General features: G+C 72.1%; 12 protein-coding genes. 5 read left to right on the top strand and 7 right to left on the bottom strand.

All coding sequences use genetic code 11. The features are described 5' to 3' along the window. Window position 1: 1 nt before the first annotated feature. Window positions 2-8,623 (bottom strand): type I polyketide synthase, encoded by an 8,622-nt coding sequence (locus ACIBG8_RS39535; RefSeq protein ID WP_397348342.1) that lies wholly within the window; start codon window positions 8,621-8,623, stop codon window positions 2-4. Further along, the gene (locus ACIBG8_RS39530) at window positions 8,620-10,293 is read right to left on the bottom strand and encodes an FAD-dependent monooxygenase (protein WP_397348341.1); all 1,674 of its coding nucleotides are present in this window, start codon (window positions 10,291-10,293) and stop codon (window positions 8,620-8,622) included. The genes ACIBG8_RS39535 and ACIBG8_RS39530 overlap by 4 nt, the downstream gene beginning before the upstream one ends. 5 nt (window positions 10,294-10,298) lie before the next feature. On the opposite strand from ACIBG8_RS39530, the gene ACIBG8_RS39525 reads away from it, so the two are divergent. The 3 genes from ACIBG8_RS39525 to ACIBG8_RS39515 all read left to right on the top strand — a co-directional run bounded on the left by ACIBG8_RS39525 (window position 10,299) and on the right by ACIBG8_RS39515 (window position 12,102). After that, window positions 10,299-10,508 (top strand): hypothetical protein, encoded by a 210-nt coding sequence (locus ACIBG8_RS39525; RefSeq protein ID WP_397348340.1) that lies wholly within the window; start codon window positions 10,299-10,301, stop codon window positions 10,506-10,508. 183 nt (window positions 10,509-10,691) lie between these two features. Further along, entirely contained in the window at window positions 10,692-11,462 is a 771-nt protein-coding gene (locus ACIBG8_RS39520) for a BTAD domain-containing putative transcriptional regulator (protein WP_397348339.1), read from the top strand. A gap of 214 nt (window positions 11,463-11,676) precedes the next feature. Then, window positions 11,677-12,102, top strand: a complete 426-nt coding sequence (locus ACIBG8_RS39515) for a response regulator transcription factor (protein ID WP_397348338.1) — start codon at window positions 11,677-11,679, stop codon at window positions 12,100-12,102. 3 nt (window positions 12,103-12,105) lie between these two features. Here the strand turns inward: ACIBG8_RS39515 and ACIBG8_RS39510 are convergent, their stop codons facing one another. From ACIBG8_RS39510 to ACIBG8_RS39490, 5 genes are read right to left on the bottom strand one after another with little or no spacing between them, the layout of a single operon-like run. Then, window positions 12,106-12,951 (bottom strand): DUF6410 domain-containing protein, encoded by an 846-nt coding sequence (locus tag ACIBG8_RS39510; protein ID WP_397348337.1) that lies wholly within the window; start codon window positions 12,949-12,951, stop codon window positions 12,106-12,108. Between the two features lie 10 nt (window positions 12,952-12,961). Then, window positions 12,962-15,025 (bottom strand): multicopper oxidase family protein, encoded by a 2,064-nt coding sequence (locus ACIBG8_RS39505; RefSeq protein WP_397348336.1) that lies wholly within the window; start codon window positions 15,023-15,025, stop codon window positions 12,962-12,964. A gap of 9 nt (window positions 15,026-15,034) precedes the next feature. Continuing rightward, the gene (locus tag ACIBG8_RS39500; RefSeq protein WP_397348335.1) at window positions 15,035-15,418 is read right to left on the bottom strand and encodes a SchA/CurD-like domain-containing protein; all 384 of its coding nucleotides are present in this window, start codon (window positions 15,416-15,418) and stop codon (window positions 15,035-15,037) included. Window positions 15,419-15,426: 8 nt separating this feature from the next. Then, a complete protein-coding gene (locus tag ACIBG8_RS39495) occupies window positions 15,427-17,736 on the bottom strand; it encodes an MFS transporter (RefSeq protein WP_397348334.1) in 2,310 nt (769 codons plus the stop codon). Then, complete coding sequence (locus ACIBG8_RS39490; protein WP_397348333.1) at window positions 17,733-18,191, bottom strand: DUF1772 domain-containing protein; 459 nt, start codon at window positions 18,189-18,191, stop codon at window positions 17,733-17,735. The genes ACIBG8_RS39495 and ACIBG8_RS39490 overlap by 4 nt, the downstream gene beginning before the upstream one ends. A 162-nt stretch (window positions 18,192-18,353) precedes the next feature. Between ACIBG8_RS39490 and ACIBG8_RS39485 the strand changes: the two genes are divergently transcribed. Together ACIBG8_RS39485 and ACIBG8_RS39480 are read left to right on the top strand one after the other, a co-directional pair. Further along, entirely contained in the window at window positions 18,354-18,677 is a 324-nt protein-coding gene (locus ACIBG8_RS39485; protein ID WP_397348332.1) for a TcmI family type II polyketide cyclase, read from the top strand. After that, window positions 18,674-19,084 (top strand): cupin domain-containing protein, encoded by a 411-nt coding sequence (locus ACIBG8_RS39480; RefSeq protein ID WP_397348331.1) that lies wholly within the window; start codon window positions 18,674-18,676, stop codon window positions 19,082-19,084. The genes ACIBG8_RS39485 and ACIBG8_RS39480 overlap by 4 nt, the downstream gene beginning before the upstream one ends. Window positions 19,085-19,088: the final 4 nt, after the last annotated feature.

Here is a 19,088-nt window from a genome sequence, read left to right as displayed (position 1 = left end):
GCTACGAGTGCCTGACAGCCTCAGCATCGCCGGGCCGCTTCGAAGAGCCGTCTAGCGCGGCTGGGGTCCGCAGCTCCGCCTCCAGCCGCTCGAAGATCGCGAGCGGGGTGGCGGAGCGCAGGATCAGTCCGGCCGACGGGCGGTGGCCGGTGGCCGCCGCGATGCGGTTGCGCAGCTGGATCGCGGTGAGCGAGTCGAATCCCAGCTCCTTGAGGTTCTCCTCGGGGCGCAGGGCCGCCCTGTCGTGGCCCAGCGCGCCCGCCGCCTCGGTGCAGATCAGTTCCAGCAGCTGGTCCCCGCTCACCGACGTGCTCACGCCTTCCTGCTGCTCGGCCCGCTGGATGAGGTCGCGCAGGACAGGAGGAATGTCCGGTACGGCGACCGCCTCCAGCCGCATCGGCACCACGCAGGCCGCGTCCAGGCCGAGGGCCGCGTCGAACAGGCCCAGCGCCTCGGCCGTGGGCAGCGGCGCCATGCCGGAGCGGCGGATCCTGGCCAGGTCGGCCTCGCCGAGGTGCCCGGTCATGCCGCTGCGTTCCGCCCACAACCCCCAGGCGAGGGAGATCGCGGGCAGGCCCTGGCCGCGCCGGTGGCGGGCCAGCTCGTCCAGGCACGCGTTGGCCGCGGCGTAGTTGGCCTGGCCCGCCTCGCCGAGCACGCCCGACGCCGAGGAGAACAGGACGAACGCCGACAGGTCCATCCCCGCTGTGGCCTCGTGGAGGTGCAGCGCGGCCAGCGCCTTGGGGCGCATCACCGCGTCGAGCCGCTCGGGCGTGAGCGAGGAGACGACGCCGTCGTCCAGGACGCCCGCCGCGTGCACCACGGCGGTCAGCGGCCGCTGCGGCGAGATGCGGGACAGCAGCCGGTCGACGGCCACGCGGTCGGCGACGTCGCACGCCTCGACCCGCACCTGCGCGCCGTGCCTGGCCAGCTCGGCGCCCAGCGCGTCGGTCTCCCTGGTGGGGCCGCGCCGGCCGGCGAGCAGGACGTGCCTGACGCCGTGCCTGGCCACCAGGTGCCTGGCCACGTGCGCGGCCAGGGTGCCGGTGCCGCCGGTGATCAGGACGGTCCCGCCGGGGTCGATGGGGTGCGGCACGGTCAGCACGATCTTCCCGGTGTGGTTGCTCCGGCTCATGTCGCGGAACGCCGTACGGGCTCTGCGCAGGTCGTGCGCGGTCACCGGCAGCGGGCGCAGCACGCGGCTGCCGAACAGCGGCATGAGCGCGGCGAGGATCTCGCTGATCCGGTCGGGGTCCACGTCGGGCAGGTTGAACGGGCGGTAGGTGATGCCCGGATGGTCGGCCGGGTCGCGCAGGTCGGTCTTGCCCATCTCGGCGAAGCGCCCGCCGGGGACCAGCAGGCGCATGGAGGCGTCGATGAACTCCCCGGCCAGCGAGTTGAGCACCACGTCCGCCGCCGGGAAGGCGTCGGCGAAGTCCAGCGTCCGCGAGGAGGCGAGGTGCTCGTCGTCGATGCCGAGGCCGCGCAGCACGTCCCACTTGCGCGGGTGCGCGGTGCAGAAGACCTCGGCGCCCAGGTGGCGGGCGAGCTGGATGGCCGCCATGCCCACGCCGCCGGCCGCCGCGTGCACGACGAGCCTCTCGCCGCGGCGCAGCCCGGTCACGTCCACCAGGCCCAGGTAGGCGGTGAGGAACGCGACCGGGACCGTGGCGGCCATGGCGAACGTCCAGCCGTCCGGCATGCGCGCGAGCGTCCTGGCGTCGGCGGTGGCGACCGGGCCGAAGGCGTCGCGGAGCAGCCCGAACACCCGGTCTCCCGGGCTCAGGCCGGTCACGTCCTGCGCTGTTTCCAGCACCACGCCCGCACCTTCGAGGCCGAGACCCTCCTCGCCGGGCAGCATGCCGAGCGTGACGACGACGTCGCGGAAGTTCAGCCCGGCGGCGCGCACGGCCACCCGGACCATGCCCGGACCGAGCGGCTCGGGTTCCGCCGGTTCGATGGTGAGGTTCTCGATGAGGCCTCTCTCGGTCAGCCCGAGCCGCCAGGCACCGGCCGGTGGTGGCGTCAGGGCGTCGTCGTCGGTGCGTTCCGCCAGGCGGGGCACGCGCAGGCGGGTGCCGTCGAAGCGCAGGTGCGGCTCGCCGCTCGCGGCGGCGCGGGCCAGCAGCGCTGCGGTGGGTGCCGCACTGGTCTCCAGGACGGTGAAGCGGCCCGGGTTCTCCGCGTGCGCCGACCTGACCAGACCGGCGACGGGGGAGTGCGCCAGGCCTGGACGGACCACCAGGACGAGGTGGGCGTCGTCGGTGTCGAGATGCTCGCGCAGGAGCTGCAGCGCCTCGCGGGCGGCGTCCGCCGGGGTGTCCGCGGCGATCTCGACGGCTCTGTAGTCCGCCTCCTCCGCCAGGTCGGCCGGTCGCCAGCGCACCTCGTACAGCGAGTCGGTGTCCGCCGCCGGTGCGGGGCGCAGGGTGAGGCCGCCGACGGTGATGACAGGGCGGCCCTGGTCGTCGGTCGCGGAGAGGGCCACCTCGCCGGTCCCCTCGACCGGCGCGAGCCGTACGCGCAGGCTGGTCGCGCCCGTGGCGTGCACGCGGACGTCGCGCCACGCGAACGGCAGCAGCAGGAGGGACTCCCTGGCGTACAGCCAGGCGTGCAGGGCCGCGTCGAGCAGAGCGGGGTGTACGGCGAAGCCGTCGGCGGCGAGCTGGGATGGGAGCGCCACTTCGGCGAACACCTCGTCGCCGTGCTCGAACGCCCGCACCAGCCCCTGGAACGCGGGCCCGTACTCGTAGCCGCGCGCGGCCAGCGCGGGATAGGCCCCGGTCAGCTCGATCTCGTCAGCTCCAGGAGGTGGCCATTCCGGAGCGGGGGTCGCGTCCGTGCTCTCGCCGGAGGTCAGCACCCCGGTGGCGTGGAGCGTCCAGGGGCCGCCCTCCTCGCGGGTGTGCACGCTCAGCCGCCCGTCGGTCACCGTGACCCGCAGCGGCAGGGCGTCCCCCTCGGGGAGTGCGGCGGGGCGGACGAGTTCGAGCTCGCCGATCACGCCCCGCCCGGTGACCTCCGCCGCGTGCGCGGCCAGCTCCAGGAAGCCGGTGGCGGGCAGCAGGACCCGACCGGCGACGGCGTGCCCGGCCAGCCAGCCCGCACCGGAAAGCCGGCCGGTGAACAGCACGCCGTCGCCGTCCGGGAGCTCCACCCGCGCGCCGAGGAACGGATGCCGGTCCTCGGCCAGCCCGGCCTCGCGCAGCCCGGTGGCAGCGGGGGCGTCGAGCCAGAAGCGCCGGTGCTGGAAGGGGTAGGTGGGCAGGTCGACGGGGTGCGCGCGCAGGCCGAGCCGGTCCCAGTCGACCGGCGCCCCGTGCACGTGCGCGTCGGCGAGCGCGGTCAGCAGCCGCGGCCACCCGCCGCGGTCGCGCTGGAGGCTCCCGACGGCCGCGCCGGACGACCCGCGCGACTCCAGGGTCTCGCTCACCGCGAGCGTCAGGATGGGATGCGGGCTGGTCTCCACGAACAGCCCGTGCCCGGTCGTCGCCAGCTCGGCCACGGCGTCCTCGAACAGGACGGGCGAGCTGAGGTTCTCGTACCAGTAGGCGGCGTCCAGCTCCGTGCCCGTCAAGGTGGTGCCGCGGGTGGTGGAGCGGAACGGGATCGAGGCGGCGCGCGGGGTGATGCCGTCGAGCCTGGCCAGCAGCTTGTCGCGGATCGCCGCCATGCTCGGGGTGTGCGAGGCGTAGTCCACGTTGATGCGCCTGGCGTGCAGGCCGTCCGCTTCGGCGTCCGCCAGGAAGGCGGTCAGCTCGTCGGCCGCGCCGCCGATCACCACCGAGGCGGGGCCGTTGACGGCCGCCAGGTGCAGGCCGGTGCCGCGCAGCCGGAGGCGTGCCTCCTTCTCCGTCAGGGCGATCGAGCCCATGCCGCCGGTGCCGGCCAGCTCGGTGATGACCTGGCTGCGGATGGCGACCACGGCGGCCGCGTCCTCCAGGCTGAGCGCGCCCGCGACGCAGGCGGCGGCGATCTCGCCCTGCGAGTGGCCGATCACCGCGTCGGGGCGTACGCCCCAGGACTCCCAGACGGCCGACAGCGCCACCATGATCGCGAACAGCGCGGGCTGGACGACGTCGACCCGGTCGAGCGGCGGGCTGCCGGGGGCACCGCGCAGGACGTCCATGAGCGACCAGTCGACGTGCTCGGCGAGGGCGTCGGAGCAGGCGCGCAGGCGCTCGCCGAAGACGGGCTCCGTCTCGGCCAGCTCCACGCCCATGCCGGGCCACTGGGCGCCCTGGCCGGGGAAGACGAACACGGTCCTGCCCTGGGCTGCCGTTCCCTGGACCAGCCCTTCGGCGGCACGGCCCTCGGCGAGTGCGGCCAGTGTCGCCTTGTGATCGGCGAGGACCACGGCCCGGTGCGGGAACCGCGTGCGCGTCGTGGCCAGGGCGTGTGCGACACCTTCGACGGGCGGTTCGGCGTCCAGCAGGTCGCCGAGCCGTACCGCCTGGTCGCGCAGCGCCGTGTCGGACTTCGCCGACAGGAGCAGGGGGACCGGGTCGTGGGCCGGCTCGCCCGCTGCCGGGGCCGCCGGGAGGGGCGGCTGCTCCAGGATGACGTGGGCGTTGGTGCCGCTGATGCCGAAGGAGGAGACGGCGCAGCGCAGCGGCCGCCCGTCGGCCGTCCACGGCCGGTCCTCGCGCAGCGGCTCGACCGCGCCCCACTCGACGTGCGCGCTGGGCTCGTCCAGGTGGAGGATGCCGGGCAGCGTGGCGTGCCGCATCGCCTCCGCCATCTTGATCACCCCGCCGACGCCCGCCGCCGCCTGGGTGTGGCCGAGGTTCGACTTCAGCGCACCGAGCCACAGGGGCTGGTCGCGGTCGCCGCCGTAGGCCTCGATCAGGGCGCGCGCCTCGATCGGGTCGCCGAGCGTGGTCCCCGTGCCGTGCGTCTCGACGGCGTCCACATCCTGGGTACGGACGCCGGCGTCGGCCAGCGCGTCCCTGATGACCCTGACCTGCGCCCGCATGCTCGGCGCGGTCAGGCCGTTGCTCGCGCCGTCCTGGTTGACGGCCGTGCCGCGCAGGACGGCGAGCACGGGGTACCCGGCCGCCAGCGCGTCCTCCAGGCGGGCGAGGACCAGCATGCCCGCGCCCTCCGCCCACGCGGTGCCGTCCGCTGCGGCGGCGAACGGCTTGCACCGGCCGTCGGGCGCCAGCCCGCGCTGCCTGCTGAACTCGACGAACATCCCGGGGCCCGCCATGACCGTGACGCCACCGGCCAGCGCGAGGTCGCACTCGCCGCTGCGCAGCGACCGCGCGGCCAGGTGCAGGGCCACCAGGGACGACGAGCACGCCGTGTCCACGGTGAGCGCGGGGCCGGACAGGCCCAGGCAGTAGGCGATCCGCCCTGAGGCGACGCTGGTCGTGGTGCCGGTGAGGGCGTAGCCGCCCGCTTCGGGCAGCCGCGGGCCGTACTCCTGCGCGGTCGCGCCGACGAAGACGCCGACCGGCTTCTCCGCGAGGCGTGACGGGTCGAGGCGGGCGCGCTCCAGCGCCTCCCAGGACACCTCCAGCAGCAACCGCTGCTGCGGGTCCATGGCCTCGGCCTCCTTGGGGTTGATGCCGAAGAAGTCGGCGTCGAACCCGGCCACGTCGTCGAGGAAGCCGCCGTGCCTGACGTAGGAGGTGCCCGGACGTTCAGGGTCGGGGTCGTAGAGGCGGCCGATGTCCCAGCCGCGGTCCTGCGGGAAGGGGGAGATGGCGTCGCGGCCCGCAGCGACGAGCTGCCACAGGTCCTCCGGCGACCGTACCCCTCCCGGGTACCGGCAGCCCATCCCGACGATCGCCAGCGCGTCGCCGGTCGAGACCGTCCTCGCCTCCGCGCTCTCCTCGGGCCCGCTCGCGAGGTGCTCGGCGAGCGCCAGCGGGGTGGGGTGGTCGAAGACGGCGGTGGCGGGGACGTCCCTGGCGAGCGCGGCCGACAGGGCGGCGCTCAGCTCCATGGCCGTGACCGAGGTCAGGCCCAGGTCGTGAAAGGAACGGCCGGGATCGACGTCGTCAGGACGCCGGTGGCCGAGCACGGCTGCCGTGTGCGCGCGGACCAGGCGCAGCGGGTCGTCGCCCGCCGGGACCGGCTGGGGCTCGGGGGCCTGGACGTCGTCCATCCAGTAGCGCTGCCGCTGGAACGGGTACGTGGGCAGGTCCACCGTCGCGCGCCGGCCGAAGACGGCGCGCCAGTCCGGGTCGCGCCCGTTGACCCACAGCCCGGCCAGCGCGCGGACGACGGAACGAGCCTCGTCCTCGCGGCGCAGGGTGGGCAGGAAAACGGCGTCCTGGACGCACACGCGGCCCATCGTGCTGAGCTGCGCGCCCGGTCCCAGCTCGACGAAGGTCCTCGCCCCGGCCTCACGCAGAGCCTGTACGGCGGGGCCGTACATGACGGGTTCGCGCGCCTGGCGCGCCCAGTAGCGCGGGTCGCGCAGCTCGCCGGCGCCCACCGGGCGCCCGGTGAGGGTGGAGACCATGCGGGGGCCGTCGACGTCGCCGAAGTCGAGCCCGGCTGCCGTGGCGGCGAGGCGGTCCATGAGGGGGTCGATGTGCGGGGAGTGGAAGGCGCGGTCGGTGGCGAGCTTCCTGGTGCGCTTCCCCTCGGCGGCCAGGCGCTCGGCCACCCGGGTCACCTCGGGCTCCGCGCCGGAGATGACGGTCGAGCGTGGGCCGTTCAGCGCGGCGATCGAGACCTCTCCGCCGGGCGGGAGCGCGGCCTGGACGTCGGCCGCTGAGGCCTGGACGGAGATCATGATGCCGTCGGTGGACATGCCCGCCATCAGCGCGCCTCTGGCCGCGACCAGGCGGCAGGCGTCGGCCAGCGGCAGGACGCCCGCGACGTGGGCGGCGGCGATCTCGCCGACGCTGTGCCCGGCCACCCAGTCCGGCCTGACGCCCCAGCTCTCGAAGAGCCGGTAGAGGGCGACGCCCACGGCGAAGAGTCCCGCCTGGACGTGCCTGGTGTCGGTGAGCTCGCCGGAGCGCAGGGGTTCCAGCTCGGCGGCGATCAGGTCGTACCACTCGGCGTAGACGGGGAACGCCCCGCGCAGGGCGTCGCCCATGCCGAGGTACTGGCTGCCCTGGCCGGGGAACAGGAAGGCCAGCCCGCCCTCGCCCGCCTGGCCGGTCACCACCTGGGGGCCCGGCTCGCCGCGCGCGATGGCGGCGAGCGCGTCGCCGTACTCGCCGACCACGGCCGCGCGGTAGGGGAACGCCGTCCTGGTGGCGGCCAGCGACCACCCGACCCTGGCGGCATCGTCGGCCGTGTCCGAGGTCGTGAGCGGGATGAGGGCGGCGGCCTGGGCGCGGAGGGCCGCGGGGGAGTGGGCGGACAGGAGCCATGGCGCCACGCGCGGCGCGGGCGCGACAGGCTCCTGCGCGCTTCCCGGGGCCTCGGTGAGCACGACGTGGCAGTTGGTGCCGCCGATCCCGAAGGAGGACACCCCCGCCACCCGCGTACCGCCGCCCCACGGCTCGGGCTCGGTCGGGACCCGCAGGCCCAGCTCGGCCAGCGGGATGCGCGGGTGCGGCGCGGCGAAGTTGAGGCTGGGCGGGATCGTGCCCTCGTGGATGCTGAGCACCACCTTGAGCAGCCCGGCGATGCCCGCGCCGCCCTCCAGGTGGCCGATGTTGGTCTTGACCGACCCGACGGGCAGCGGTGAGCCGCCCGGCCGGGCGACCCCCACGGCGGCGCCGAGCGCGGCCGCCTCGACCGGGTCGCCGACCGGCGTGCCCGTGCCGTGCAGCTCCACGTACCCGACCTCGGACGGCTGGACGCAGGCGCGCAGGTGCGCCTCGCGGATCACCTCTTCCTGGGCCAGGCGGCTGGGGACGGTCAGCGCGTCGGACGGCCCGTCGTTGTTGACCGCGCTCGCCCGGATGACGCAGTAGACCCGGTCCCCGTCGGCGCGCGCCGCCGGCAGCGGTTTGAGGACGAGCGTGACGCCGCCCTCGCCGCGCACGTACCCGTTGGCGCGGGCGTCGAAGGTGAAGCACTGCCCGTCGGGCGACAGCGCGCCCGCGCGGCCCACGCTCAGGCTGCTCGCCGGGGCCAGGATCAGGTGGACGCCGCCGACCAGCATCACGTCGGCCTCGCCCGCGCGCAGCTTGGCGCACGCCTCGTGCACGGCGACCAGCGAGGAGCACTGGCCGGCGTCCACCACGAGGCTCGGGCCGCGCAGGCCGAGTGCGTGCGAGACGCGGTTGGCGATCATGGCGCGCTGCACCCCGGCGAGCGTGTGCGGGCCGATCGTCTCGGCCGTGCCGTACGTCATGGCGAGGTAGTCGTCGGAGGCAGCGCCCATGATCACGCCGGTACGGCTGCCGCGCAGCCGGGCCGGGACGACGCGCGCGTCCTCCAGCGCCTCCCAGCACAGCTCCAGCATGAGCCGCTGCTGCGGGTCTGCGGCGGCGGCCGCGCGCGGCGCCATCTGGAAGAAGTCGGCGTCGAAGCCGTCCACGCGGTCCAGGTAGCCGCCCGCTCCGCTCGGCGGCCGCCCGTCCGGCGGGGTGTCGCGCACGGCGCTCGCGCCCTCGCGCAGCAGCTTCCAGAACGCGCGCGGGTCCCCTGCGCCGGGAAGGCGGCAGGAGACGCCGATGATCGCGATGGGGGTTTCCAGCAACCTCATGAGCGGCACATCATCCTGTCGAGGGCTTCTGCCAGGCCGAGCTCGGACGAGCCGGAGCGCCAGCAGACGAATCCATCCGGCCGGACCAGGACGGCCCCGTCGTACGGCACGCCGTACGCCTCGGGCCAGCCGTCGGCCTCCAGGTCGCGCCCGATCCTGTGGACGCGCAGGGGAAGGTCCTCCGCTGCTCCTCGCCAGTCCTCGCCGTCCGGCCCGCACAGCAGGACCGCCTCGGTTCCGAACAGGTCGAGGATGGAGATCGTCGCGCCGTCCCTGCGCGCCCACAGGTGGGGCGCGCGGGTGCCCGGACGGCCGGTGAGCTCGGTCGGGTGGACGAACGTCGGCAGGTCGTCCGCCTTCTCCGGGCAGATCGACGCCGAGCTGTAGTGGTAGCCGAACGTCACCGACATCGTGTCGAGCACCATGGCCTGCTGCTCGGGCGTGGCGAACCCGGCCCTGGCCGCCAGGCGCAGCTCGGCCTGCTGGATCGTGGCGGCGGCGACCGGGCGCCGCTCCGCGTCGTAGGTCTCCAGCAGCCGCTCCGAGGCGTGTCCCGCCAGCACGGCGCGGAGCTTCCACGCCAGGTTGTGGACGTCCTGGATGCCGGTGCCCGCGCCGTAGCCGCCGACCGGCGGGATCACGTGCGCGGCGTCGCCGGCCAGGAACACGTTGCCCCTGGCGTACGTCTCAGCGCCGAAGGAGGCCATCTCCCACGTGAGCACGTCGCGCAGCTCGACCGCCAGGTCGGGCACGCCGACGGCGGCGCGGACGAGGTGGACGCAGCGCTCCGGGGTGAAGTCCTCGGGACGCTCGCCCCTCTCCGGGTGGAAGGTGCTGATCAGCGTGCCCTGGAGCAACGTGTCGTCGTGCCCGAGCACCCCGCTGACCTCGGGATTCTCCACCTGGCACACGGCGAAGCGGCGCTCGCCCAGCGCGGGAGCCAGGTCGGCGTGGAACAGGATGCTGATCTGGTGCCGCATCACGCCGCGCCCGCCGCGCTCGATGCCGAGCGACTCGCGGATCCGGCCGCGGGTGCCGTCCGCCGCAATCACGTACTTGGCGCTGATGGTGTATTTCTCGCCGCCGTTCACCACGGTCGCCACGGTCCGGCCGTCCTGGGTCTCCAGGCCGGTGACCTCCGTGCCGAAGCGCAGGTCGGCGCCGAGCTCGACGGCACGGTCGCGGATGATCGGCTCCACGCGGTCCTGCGGGAGCGAGATGATCCTGGGGATGGGGCTGACGCCGCCGACCTCGTCCGGCTCGGGGATGACCGAGACGACGATCTCCTTGCCGGCCAGGGACTCGACCTTGCCGTTGAGGTTGTGCCCGGCGAACCCCTCGCTCGCGGCCAGGACCGCGTCGGCGATGCCCGCCTGGCGGAACAGCTCGAGCGTCCGCGGGTACCACCCCCACGCCCGTGGATGGACGGAAATCGTGTCGTGCCGCTCGACCAGCACGGACGGCACACCCTGCGAAGACAGGAACAGGGCTGCAGAAAGGCCGACGGAGCCGCCGCCGATGATCAGGACTGGTGTGTATTCGTCACGCACAAGGGCAGCGTGACCGCACGCGCTAGAGCGGATGTCCACTCCGGCTGGGACGGGCTGGCCCGACCCCTTACTCAGGCGTAGGCTGTCTACATATAGAGACGGCACTCCTGGAAGGAGCATGCATCATGAGCACCCAGTCCACCAAGGGGGGCACCTGGCCGGCGGTGAGGCTCATCCTCCTCATCATCGGCGGCATCGTCGTCGGCAACATCCTCGTGACGCTGCTGATGACCCGTAATACCGCCCTGGGGTTCGACGAGCTGATCGCCTTCGGCGGCGGCGCGCTCCTGGGCGTGCTGATCGAGTTCGGCATCTTCCGGCGCTCACGCCGCTGAGGTTCCCGTGTGCGCGTGGTGAATGGTTATTGAAATAAATAATAATAATGGGGATTGTCACGCTCCAAGCGAATGTCTCTTTCGGAGCATAAATCCCTCTTAGGGAGTACTTGCCTTGCTCTTCTTACAAGCAGTGTGTTAAGTCTACTGCGATAGCAGGTCAAACTCCTTTCTGGGGGGCTAATGCTGCTCTTCAAGGTACTCGGACCGCTAGAGGTATATCGCGGGCGCTGTGCGATGACCCCTAGTGCGCCAAAACTTCGGTGCACTTTGGGGTTATTGCTCTTGCGAGCGGACAGCGTCGTCGATATGCAGTCGGTAATTGACGAGCTGTGGGGCGATCGTCCGCCGGCGAGCGCGGTAACAACCATGCAGACCTACATCTATCAACTGCGAAAGGAGCTGAATCGCGACACGGAACGCTTGATTACCAAGCCGCCTGGATATCTGCTGCGGCTTGACGGGGACGAGTTCGACGCTCGCGTCTGCGAGCAAATGATCGACAGGGGCAGCAGGCTGCTCGAGCAAGGGCGGCCGGAGGAGGCCGCCGAGGTCCTGCGGACGGCTCTCGGGCTCTGGAAAGGGGCTCCGCTGTCCAACACCCCGTGCGGTCCCCTGCTCCAGGCGCATTCCGTCCATCTCGAAGAGCTGCGCATCCGCGCGCTGACGATGCGGATCGAGGCCGACATGCGGCTCGGCCGGGTGTCGCTGCTCATCGCCGAGCTGCGTTCCCTCGTCGCTCTCCACCCGCTCAACGAATGGTTCTACGCCCGGCTCATCGAGGCGTTGTACCGTGCGGGGCGCCGTGGAGACGCGCTCCAGGCCTTCACCGACATGCGGACAACCCTGCGGGACGAGCTCGGGTTGGAGCCACAGGAGCCCGTTCAGCGGCTGCAGCGATCGATCCTCACCGGCTCCGAGCTGCCCGCCGTTCCCTCGTACGGGTTGTTGTGATCGCGGGCGTCTGAGTAAGGATCTTCTGGCAAACGGGTTTGCGGCGGAGAAAATCGCCCGTTTTGGTATGCCAATTCCCTATGTCTAGACATAAGGCATTTCTAGACATAGGGTGATCTTGTATTATTGTCCTGGTTTCGGGGTTTTTCGTCGCATGCGTGCCGGTCGCCCAAGGGTTGCGCGCGTCAGGTGTCTGACACGGGGGAAACGTCTGATGAAATACGAGGAAAGTCGAGAAGAAGAGGCTGTTCTGATCATCGGCGGTGACCGGCAGACCAGAGACGCCATCCTCGACATCATTTCCGATCATGACGAGTTGTCCTCGACGGTCCAGGCATTGCAGCAGGCAGCGCCCAGTTCCACGGTCATCATCGTAGGCGTCACCGCGACGCAGCAGGACGATATCGAGCAGGCTCCGGTCAGCGTCCTTTCCAAGCGCGAGCAGGAAGTACTCGCCCTGGTGGCGGAGGCCCGGAGCAATGCTCAGATCGCCAGCCGCATGGGAATAGCGGAGGGGACCGTCAAACGGCACCTCCGCAATATCTTCGGCAAACTCGGCGCCGTCTCCCGCATGGACGCCGTGATCAAGGGCGGAGTGGTGTCGGCCCGCCCCAAGCAGCCCGACACCACGGACATATGAAACCTACTGTTCCGCCTGCTCCGCCGCGGGCCGCCGCGGCAGCAGCAGGCGGACCAGCGCGACGACGCCCACGACCACGCCGACCAGCGAGATCGACCCCCACAACACGCCCTGCGGCCCGCCGCCGCCCTGGGACAGGACCACGAACGCCGGCGTCAGCAGCAGGGCCGTGAGCGCCGCGAGCGCCTGCACGCGCGACTTGCGCCGCCACGCCTCGTACCCGAAGACGGCGGCGGGGACGAGCAGCAGGAGGGCGCCCACCGTGGGCAGGGCCTTGCCGGCCGCGCCGATCGCCGGGACGTAGGACGTCAGCGGGAGCAGCCAGTACCCGACGAACACCGCCACGCAGATCAGCGCGGACACCACGGCGACGACGCCGGGCAGCGCGCCGGGCGACCGGTCGCGGATCGCCCGCTCCAGCAGGTCCGCGGTGTTGAAGGGGCTGTAGGTGGGATAGCGCCGCCGCCACACCAGCGCGGGGATCGCGGCCACCTCAACCCCGCCGTAGCCGCTCGCCGCGTTGACGAGGAGCGAGACCGACATGGTGGCCGCGATGCCGTTGAAGAACGAGGAGCCGCCCGGGTTGGTCCCGTAGGCCAGGACGGGCAGGAGCAGCACGCCGCTCGTGATCCACGGGCTGATCCGGCTGATCACCCGGTCACCCAGTAGCCGCCACACCACGCTGTACGCCACGACGAGCAGCAGGAAGAACACCCCGACCAAGGCGATCTGCGCCACTGAGGCGCCGTTCAGGCGCCGGGCGAGCAGCCCGAGGCCGGCCAGCCCGGCGAGCAGCCGGAGGATCCTGCCCGCCGGCCCGGTGTCGCGTCCGATGACGAACTCGTTCATCGTTCACCTCTCACAGAGGGTTGTTGGGCGTGGAGCTCCCCGACTCGAAGGGAGACGTCACGTTGTCGTACATGAGGTGCATGACCTGTCCGGCCTTCGCGTGCAGCAGGTTGTGGCAGTGGTCCATCCAGACGCCGGGGTTGTCGGCGAGGAAGCCGACCTCGGTGACGTCCCCCTGCTGCACGTCGACCGTGTCGAGCCACACGGGGCTGCCGGTCACCGGCCTGCCGTTCCTGGACAGCAGCAGCATGGTGTGGCCGTGCAGGTGCATCGGGTGGTCGAGGTGGCTGCGGTTGACGAAGCGCATCTTGACCAGCTCGCCCTTGCGCACGACAGGGGTGGGGATGTCGGGGAAGACCTTGCCGTTGATGGTCCACAGGAAGGTGAAGGAGCCGTTGTAGAAGCCGGGCCGGTTGTCGAAGACGAAGGTGAAGGTCCTGTCGAAGTCGCTCGCCGGGCCGAACGGGGTGGTGGACGGCTTGCCGTACGCGGCGAGGTCGAACTCCGGCGCGTTGGGCGTGGGCGCCAGGTCGCCGGTGCCGTCCGGGCTGATCAGCAGCCCGGCCGTGTCGGCCTCGGACTCGGTGATCCGCACGGGGCCGTCGGGCATGGTGAACTCGAGGTCGTAGCGGCCTCCGCCGCCCAGCGTGAGCCGCACCTTGGACAGTGCGGACGGCTGGTTGATCGGGTTGCCGTCGACGGCGGTCACCTGGAAGGAGGTCCCGTCGACGGTGAGGTAGCGGGGCGTCGGCGCGGTGTCGACCAGGCGCAGCCGCACCTTGCTGCCGGCCGGGATGGACTGCCGGTCGAGCCCGTCGGCCAGGCCGAAGGCGCGCACGTCCTTACCCTGCGACTTCCAGGTGTGCATCATCACGGTCCGGTCGACGACGCCGGTCTCCTTCAGCCCGCCCGCCGGCTCGACGATGAGCGGGCCGAACAGGCCGCGCTCGACCTGCTCCGAGGCGACCTGGTGGGAGTGGTACCAGTGGGTGCCGACGTCGCTCTGCTTGACGCGGAACCGGTAGACGAAGCGCCCGCCGGGCGGGACCGCGTCCTGGGTGACGCCTGGCACGCCGTCGGCGGCGTTGGGCACGTCCATACCGTGCCAGTGCACGCTCACGTTGGCCGAGGGCAGCCGGTTCACCAGGGTGATCTCGACCAGGTCCCCGGCGCGGACGCGGAGCTCGGGGCCGGGGACGGTGCCGTTGAACGCCCACGCGTCGACGACGGCGCCCGAGGTGAGCGTGATCCGCTGCTCGCGGGCCTCCAGGGTGAAGCGCTTGTCCGGCGCGCCCGTGTCGGGCTCGGTCAGCGAGGTCACGCTGATCGAGTCCTTGCTGGGCGGGGCGGAGCCCGCCGCGTAGGCGGCGGGGGCGTGCGCCGCCGCATGGTCGGTGGCGTGCATCTTCATGACCGGCGGTGTCCTGCTGGACTGCGCTGACACCACGGTGCAGCCCGCTGCCGCGGCCACGACCACCGCGCCCACGAGCAGGCGGCGCAGCCAGCGCACGGTCCAGCGGGGACGGCGCAGTTCCGCGCGGCTCCGCCGTACGAGCCTGGTCCAGAGCAGCGCCGCGCACAGGCAGAACACCACGAAGCCCAGCAGGGCCTCGCCGGTGAACGGCAGCGAGATCGGCCAGAGGAAGCCGTACACGAACCCGATGGCCGCGCCGACGGCCGTGACCTGGACGGGCCAGGCCAGGCGCGGGTCGGCGGCGGCCCGACGGGCCTCCTCGTCCGGCAGGCCGCGCGAGCTCAGCCGCCACAGCCGCGGCACCGTCCACCAGGCGGTCAGGGCGGCGGGGAGGACGGTCACCGGGGCGATCACGATCACCCGGTCGGCGACGACCTCCCAGCCGAAGCCCGCCAGCATGCCGGTCAGGACCGCACGGCCCACCAGCAACAGCGCGGCCAGGGCGAGAACCCCGAGCATGACCCGCGCACCCACGTGCGGCCGCCTGCGGTACGGCAGGCGGTAGGCGGCGTGCGCGGCCCACCACCAGGGCAGGAGGACCACGAGGGACAACGTCGTCTCGATGCTGAACAGCTGCTCGAAGTAATCCGCCCTGTACATGACCGGTCCTTACGAGCTGGCGCCCGGGTAGTTGTCGGGGGTGAGCTGGGCGATCGACCTCATGATCGAGTTCGCGAAGTGGTTGCGGAAGCCCTCGGGCGTCTTGGTGTCGCGCCGCTCGGCGAGGTAGGGGGCGAGCTGCTCCTCCAGGTCGTGCACGCCCGGCTGGGTGGCCATGTGCTTGCCGACCTCGATGATGGAGCCCTCGTAGTGGATGACCCTGACCATGAACTCGTCCTTGATGAAGACGGCGCTGCCGAGCAGCTCGCCGACCTTCTCGCCCGCCGCGTTGGTGATGACGGGCGTGGTGACGCGGCGGAACCCGGCGAAGATCTTCTCGATCTCGTCCTCGTGCCCCGGCTTGACCTTGTAGGTGATGGCTGCGTACGGCATGGCTCTCCTTATGAGCGGATTGCGGTGAGTGCTGCGGCGACCGCGTCGCGATCCCGCGTGTCGTCGCCCGACTGGGCGGGAAGCAGCCCGATGACGGCGCTCTTGCCGGAGAGCACCGCGGGATGGCGCCGGGCGAGGGCGCACAGACTCTGCCCTGGCCCGGCGTCGACCAGCAGGAAGTCGCCGTCGTTCAGGAGCCGGTCGAGCGCCTCCCAGAACAGGACGGGCTGCGCCGGCTGCGCCGCCCACTGGTCGGGGTCGAGCACGATCTCGTCCGTCAGGCGGCCGGGGTGGTAGGCGGAGTAGAGCGGGATCTGCGGTGACCGGAGCTCGACGGCGCGCCAGGTGTCGGCCGAGGCGGCGCAGACCTCCGTGAGCAGCGGGCTGTGGAACGCCTGCAGCGCCCGCGTCGCGCGGCAGGCGAACCCGTCGGCGACCAGGCGCTGCTTGACCTCGTCCAGCGGTCCTCTCGCTCCGGCGAGGATGGTCTGGCGCGGCGCGTTCACCACGCCGACCACGACCTTGCCGTTCACGTAGGGGGCGAGGTCCTCGGGGGAGGCGCCGACGGCGAGCATGCCGCCAGGCGGGCTCTTCCTGATCTGCTCGACCCGGTCCCGCATCAGCGCCAGGCCCTCCTCGAAGGTGAACACCCCGGCGAGCGCGGCGGCCGACATCTCGCCGACGCTGTGGCCGAGGAGCGCCGCCGGGCGGACGCCCGCGTCGACGACCATCCGGCCCAGGGCGTAGTTCACCGCGTACAGCAGCGGCTGGGCCCTGGTGACGTCGTCGTACAGGTCGGAGGGGCGCTCGCTCAGCCACTCCTCGCGCAGCTCGGGCCCCAGCACGGCGAACGCCCGGTCCATGGAGGCGGTGAAGCTCGGGTCGTGCCCGTACAGGCCTGCGGCCATGCGGGCGCTCTGCGCGCCCTGCCCGGGAAGGAGCAGGACGGCGGGACGGCTGGTCTGGTCGGTGGGTGCGGCGGACTTCGGCAGCATGAAGATCAGTCCCAGGATGATCAGGCAGACGACGAGGCTCAGGAAGGCGGTGACGGTGAACGCCCGGCCGAACGCGTCAGGTCCCGTCGCGCCGCCGAGCAGCGCGTAGAAGACCGCGCCGGCCACGGCGACGCCCGCCGCGCTGCCGAGCTGGCGGAAGGTGGTGAACATGCCGGCCGCCCCGCCCGCCTCGGTACGCGGCACCGCGCTCATGACCAGGTCGAGCGTCGGCGTGGAGACGATGCTGATGCTGGTTCCCGCGATCAGCAGGGAGAGCGCCAATAAGAGAGGGGCCTCCTGGATGTAGGAGATGGAGGCTGCCGCCGCCGCGATCCCCAGCGTCATCAGGACGGCGCCGCCGAGCGGCGCCCTCCTGCCGAACCGCTTGGTCAGCCGCGCGGTCAGCGCCGCGCCCACGGCCGTGCCGATCGCCCACGGCGTCATGATCAGGCCGACCTTCGAGCCGCTGAGCCCCAGGCCGTCCTGAAGGAAGATGGACAGCAGCATGAAGAACGCGTTGAGGATGACGCTGACCAGGACGTTGACGAGCAGGCCAGCGGTGAACACGCGCAGGCGGAAGGAGCGCAGCACGACCAGCGGCTGGCCGCCGGTGCGCTCGACGCGCCGCTCGTTGCGGAGGAAGAACGTCAGCGGCACCGTGGCCAGCGCCAGCAGCCACCAGCTCTTCCCGAAGGTCAGCGGGTAGATCACGAGCAGCACGGTGGCCGCGGCCAGCAGGGTTCCCGTGAGGTCGAGCTTGGCCGTCCTGGAGGCGGCGGCGGGCAGCAGCCGCGCCCCGACGAGCAGCGCCGTCACGCCGATCAGCACGTTGGCGATGAAGATGAGCCGCCACCCGAGCCCGGTCAGCGACACGAGCCCGCCGGCCGGCGGCCCGCACATCGTGGCCAGCCCGGCGACGAGCGCGTAGCGGGCGAAGGCCCCGCCGCGCTGCGCGGCCGGCACGAGCACCCGGATGGCCGCCAGCACCTGCGGCGTCATGAGCGCGGCCGACATGCCCTGCGCCCCGCGCGCGGCCAGCAGGACCGGCAGGTTCCACGACGCCGCGGCCAGCAGGGACGCGGCGCAGAACCCGACGACGCCGGCCAGGAACACCCGGCGGATGCCGTACAGGTCGCCGAGCCGCCCGCCCGTCACCACGAACAGCGCGAAGGGCAGGGTGTAGGCCAGGATGATCGCCTGCGTGGCCGAGTGGGCGACGCCGAACTCGTCGCGGATCGCGGGAGCGACCACGTAGATCATGCCGAGCTCGAAGAACCCGAGGAAGCCCACCAGCAGCACGGCTGCCATCGCGCGGCGCGTCATGAGGCCGCCAATGCCGTGGCTGCCGCGTTGACGACCAGCGCGGCCAGGCCCAGCACCGTGCGCAGCAGGTGCCAGTTCTGCCAGGACGGGCGGGGGTCGTCCCAGTCCGCTGGGATCGCGGCCGGGTCGAGCGCGCGGATCTTCTTGTTGATGGGGACGTTGGCCAGGTGGGAGACGCCCTGCGTGCCGAGCATGAGCAGGAAGGCGCCGGCGAACAGGTAGCGGGCCGGAGAAGGGGTGAGGAAGACCAGGACGAGATCGGCGAACGTGCCGCCGTTCACCGTCAGGGGCATCGTGGGGTGATAGCCCTGCCCGAGCCTCCGGTGCATGTCGATGTAGCGGTCGGCGGGCAGCGCACGCAGGGCCGGCAGCACGCTGACGGCGATCGCGACGAACACGCCTGCGACGAGGCCGCTCGCGACGATCGCGACGACCTCCAGGAGCGTGGTGAGCATCGTGTCCCCTGATTGCGGGAGTGGATTGGCAGCCACTGTGCACGCGCTCGTTCGAGAGCCGATGGGGGCTCGCTGGAACCCGGCCGTCTCCAGCGGTGCTGGACGGTGCTCCTAGTCGGGGATGCGAGCGTGCTCTGCGTTGGACCGCCATAAGGAGGGACCGTGGCTCATCGAGCTTTGATCGTCGCGCGCATGGACCCCAACGACACCGATCAGGTTCGTCGCGTGTGGGCCGAATCAGACGCGACCGACCTGCCCCACATGATCGGCGTCGACCGCCGGACGCTGTTCCGCTTCCACGGGCTCTACTTCCAGCTCATCGAGGCGGACGAGGACATCACCCCCAACCTCTACCGCGCCCGCAGCCACCCGCTCTACCAGGACATCCACCACAAGCTCGCCGAGTACATGACCCCTTATGACCCGGGGTGGCGCGAGCCGAAGGACGCCATGGCCGAGATCTTCTACTCCTGGACCCGCGAATGAAGATCACCTGGGACGACGTCGTCTCCAACAGGCGCCGAGGGGGCGACGTCCGCGTCCTGCTCAGCCCCCGCACCGTCAAGTCGACCTCCGGGTTCGGCGGCGCGCTCACCCTCGAACCGGGCGAGTTCATCTGCGAGCACTACCACCCCTACTCCGAGGAGTTCGTGCACGTCGTGCGCGGCTCGCTGGTCATGCGGGTGGACGGAGAGGTCGAGCGGCTCGGGCCGGGCGACGCGCTCATGGTGCCGATCAACGCCAGGCACCGCATGGAGAACGACGGCGCCGAGCAGGCGTACGTGATCTTCCACCTGAGCCCGCTGGCGCCCAGCCCCGAGCTGGGCCACGTGGACCTGGAGACGCTGCCCGACCGGCAGCACGAACCGCAACCGCAAGTGGGGGGTGCATAGCAGA

The organism is Nonomuraea sp. NPDC050556 (assembly GCF_044457355.1).
Classification (GTDB): Bacteria; Actinomycetota; Actinomycetes; order Streptosporangiales; family Streptosporangiaceae; genus Nonomuraea.
Note: the sequence above shows the minus strand (reverse complement) of the source record. Positions and strands in the feature narration are given on the sequence as shown.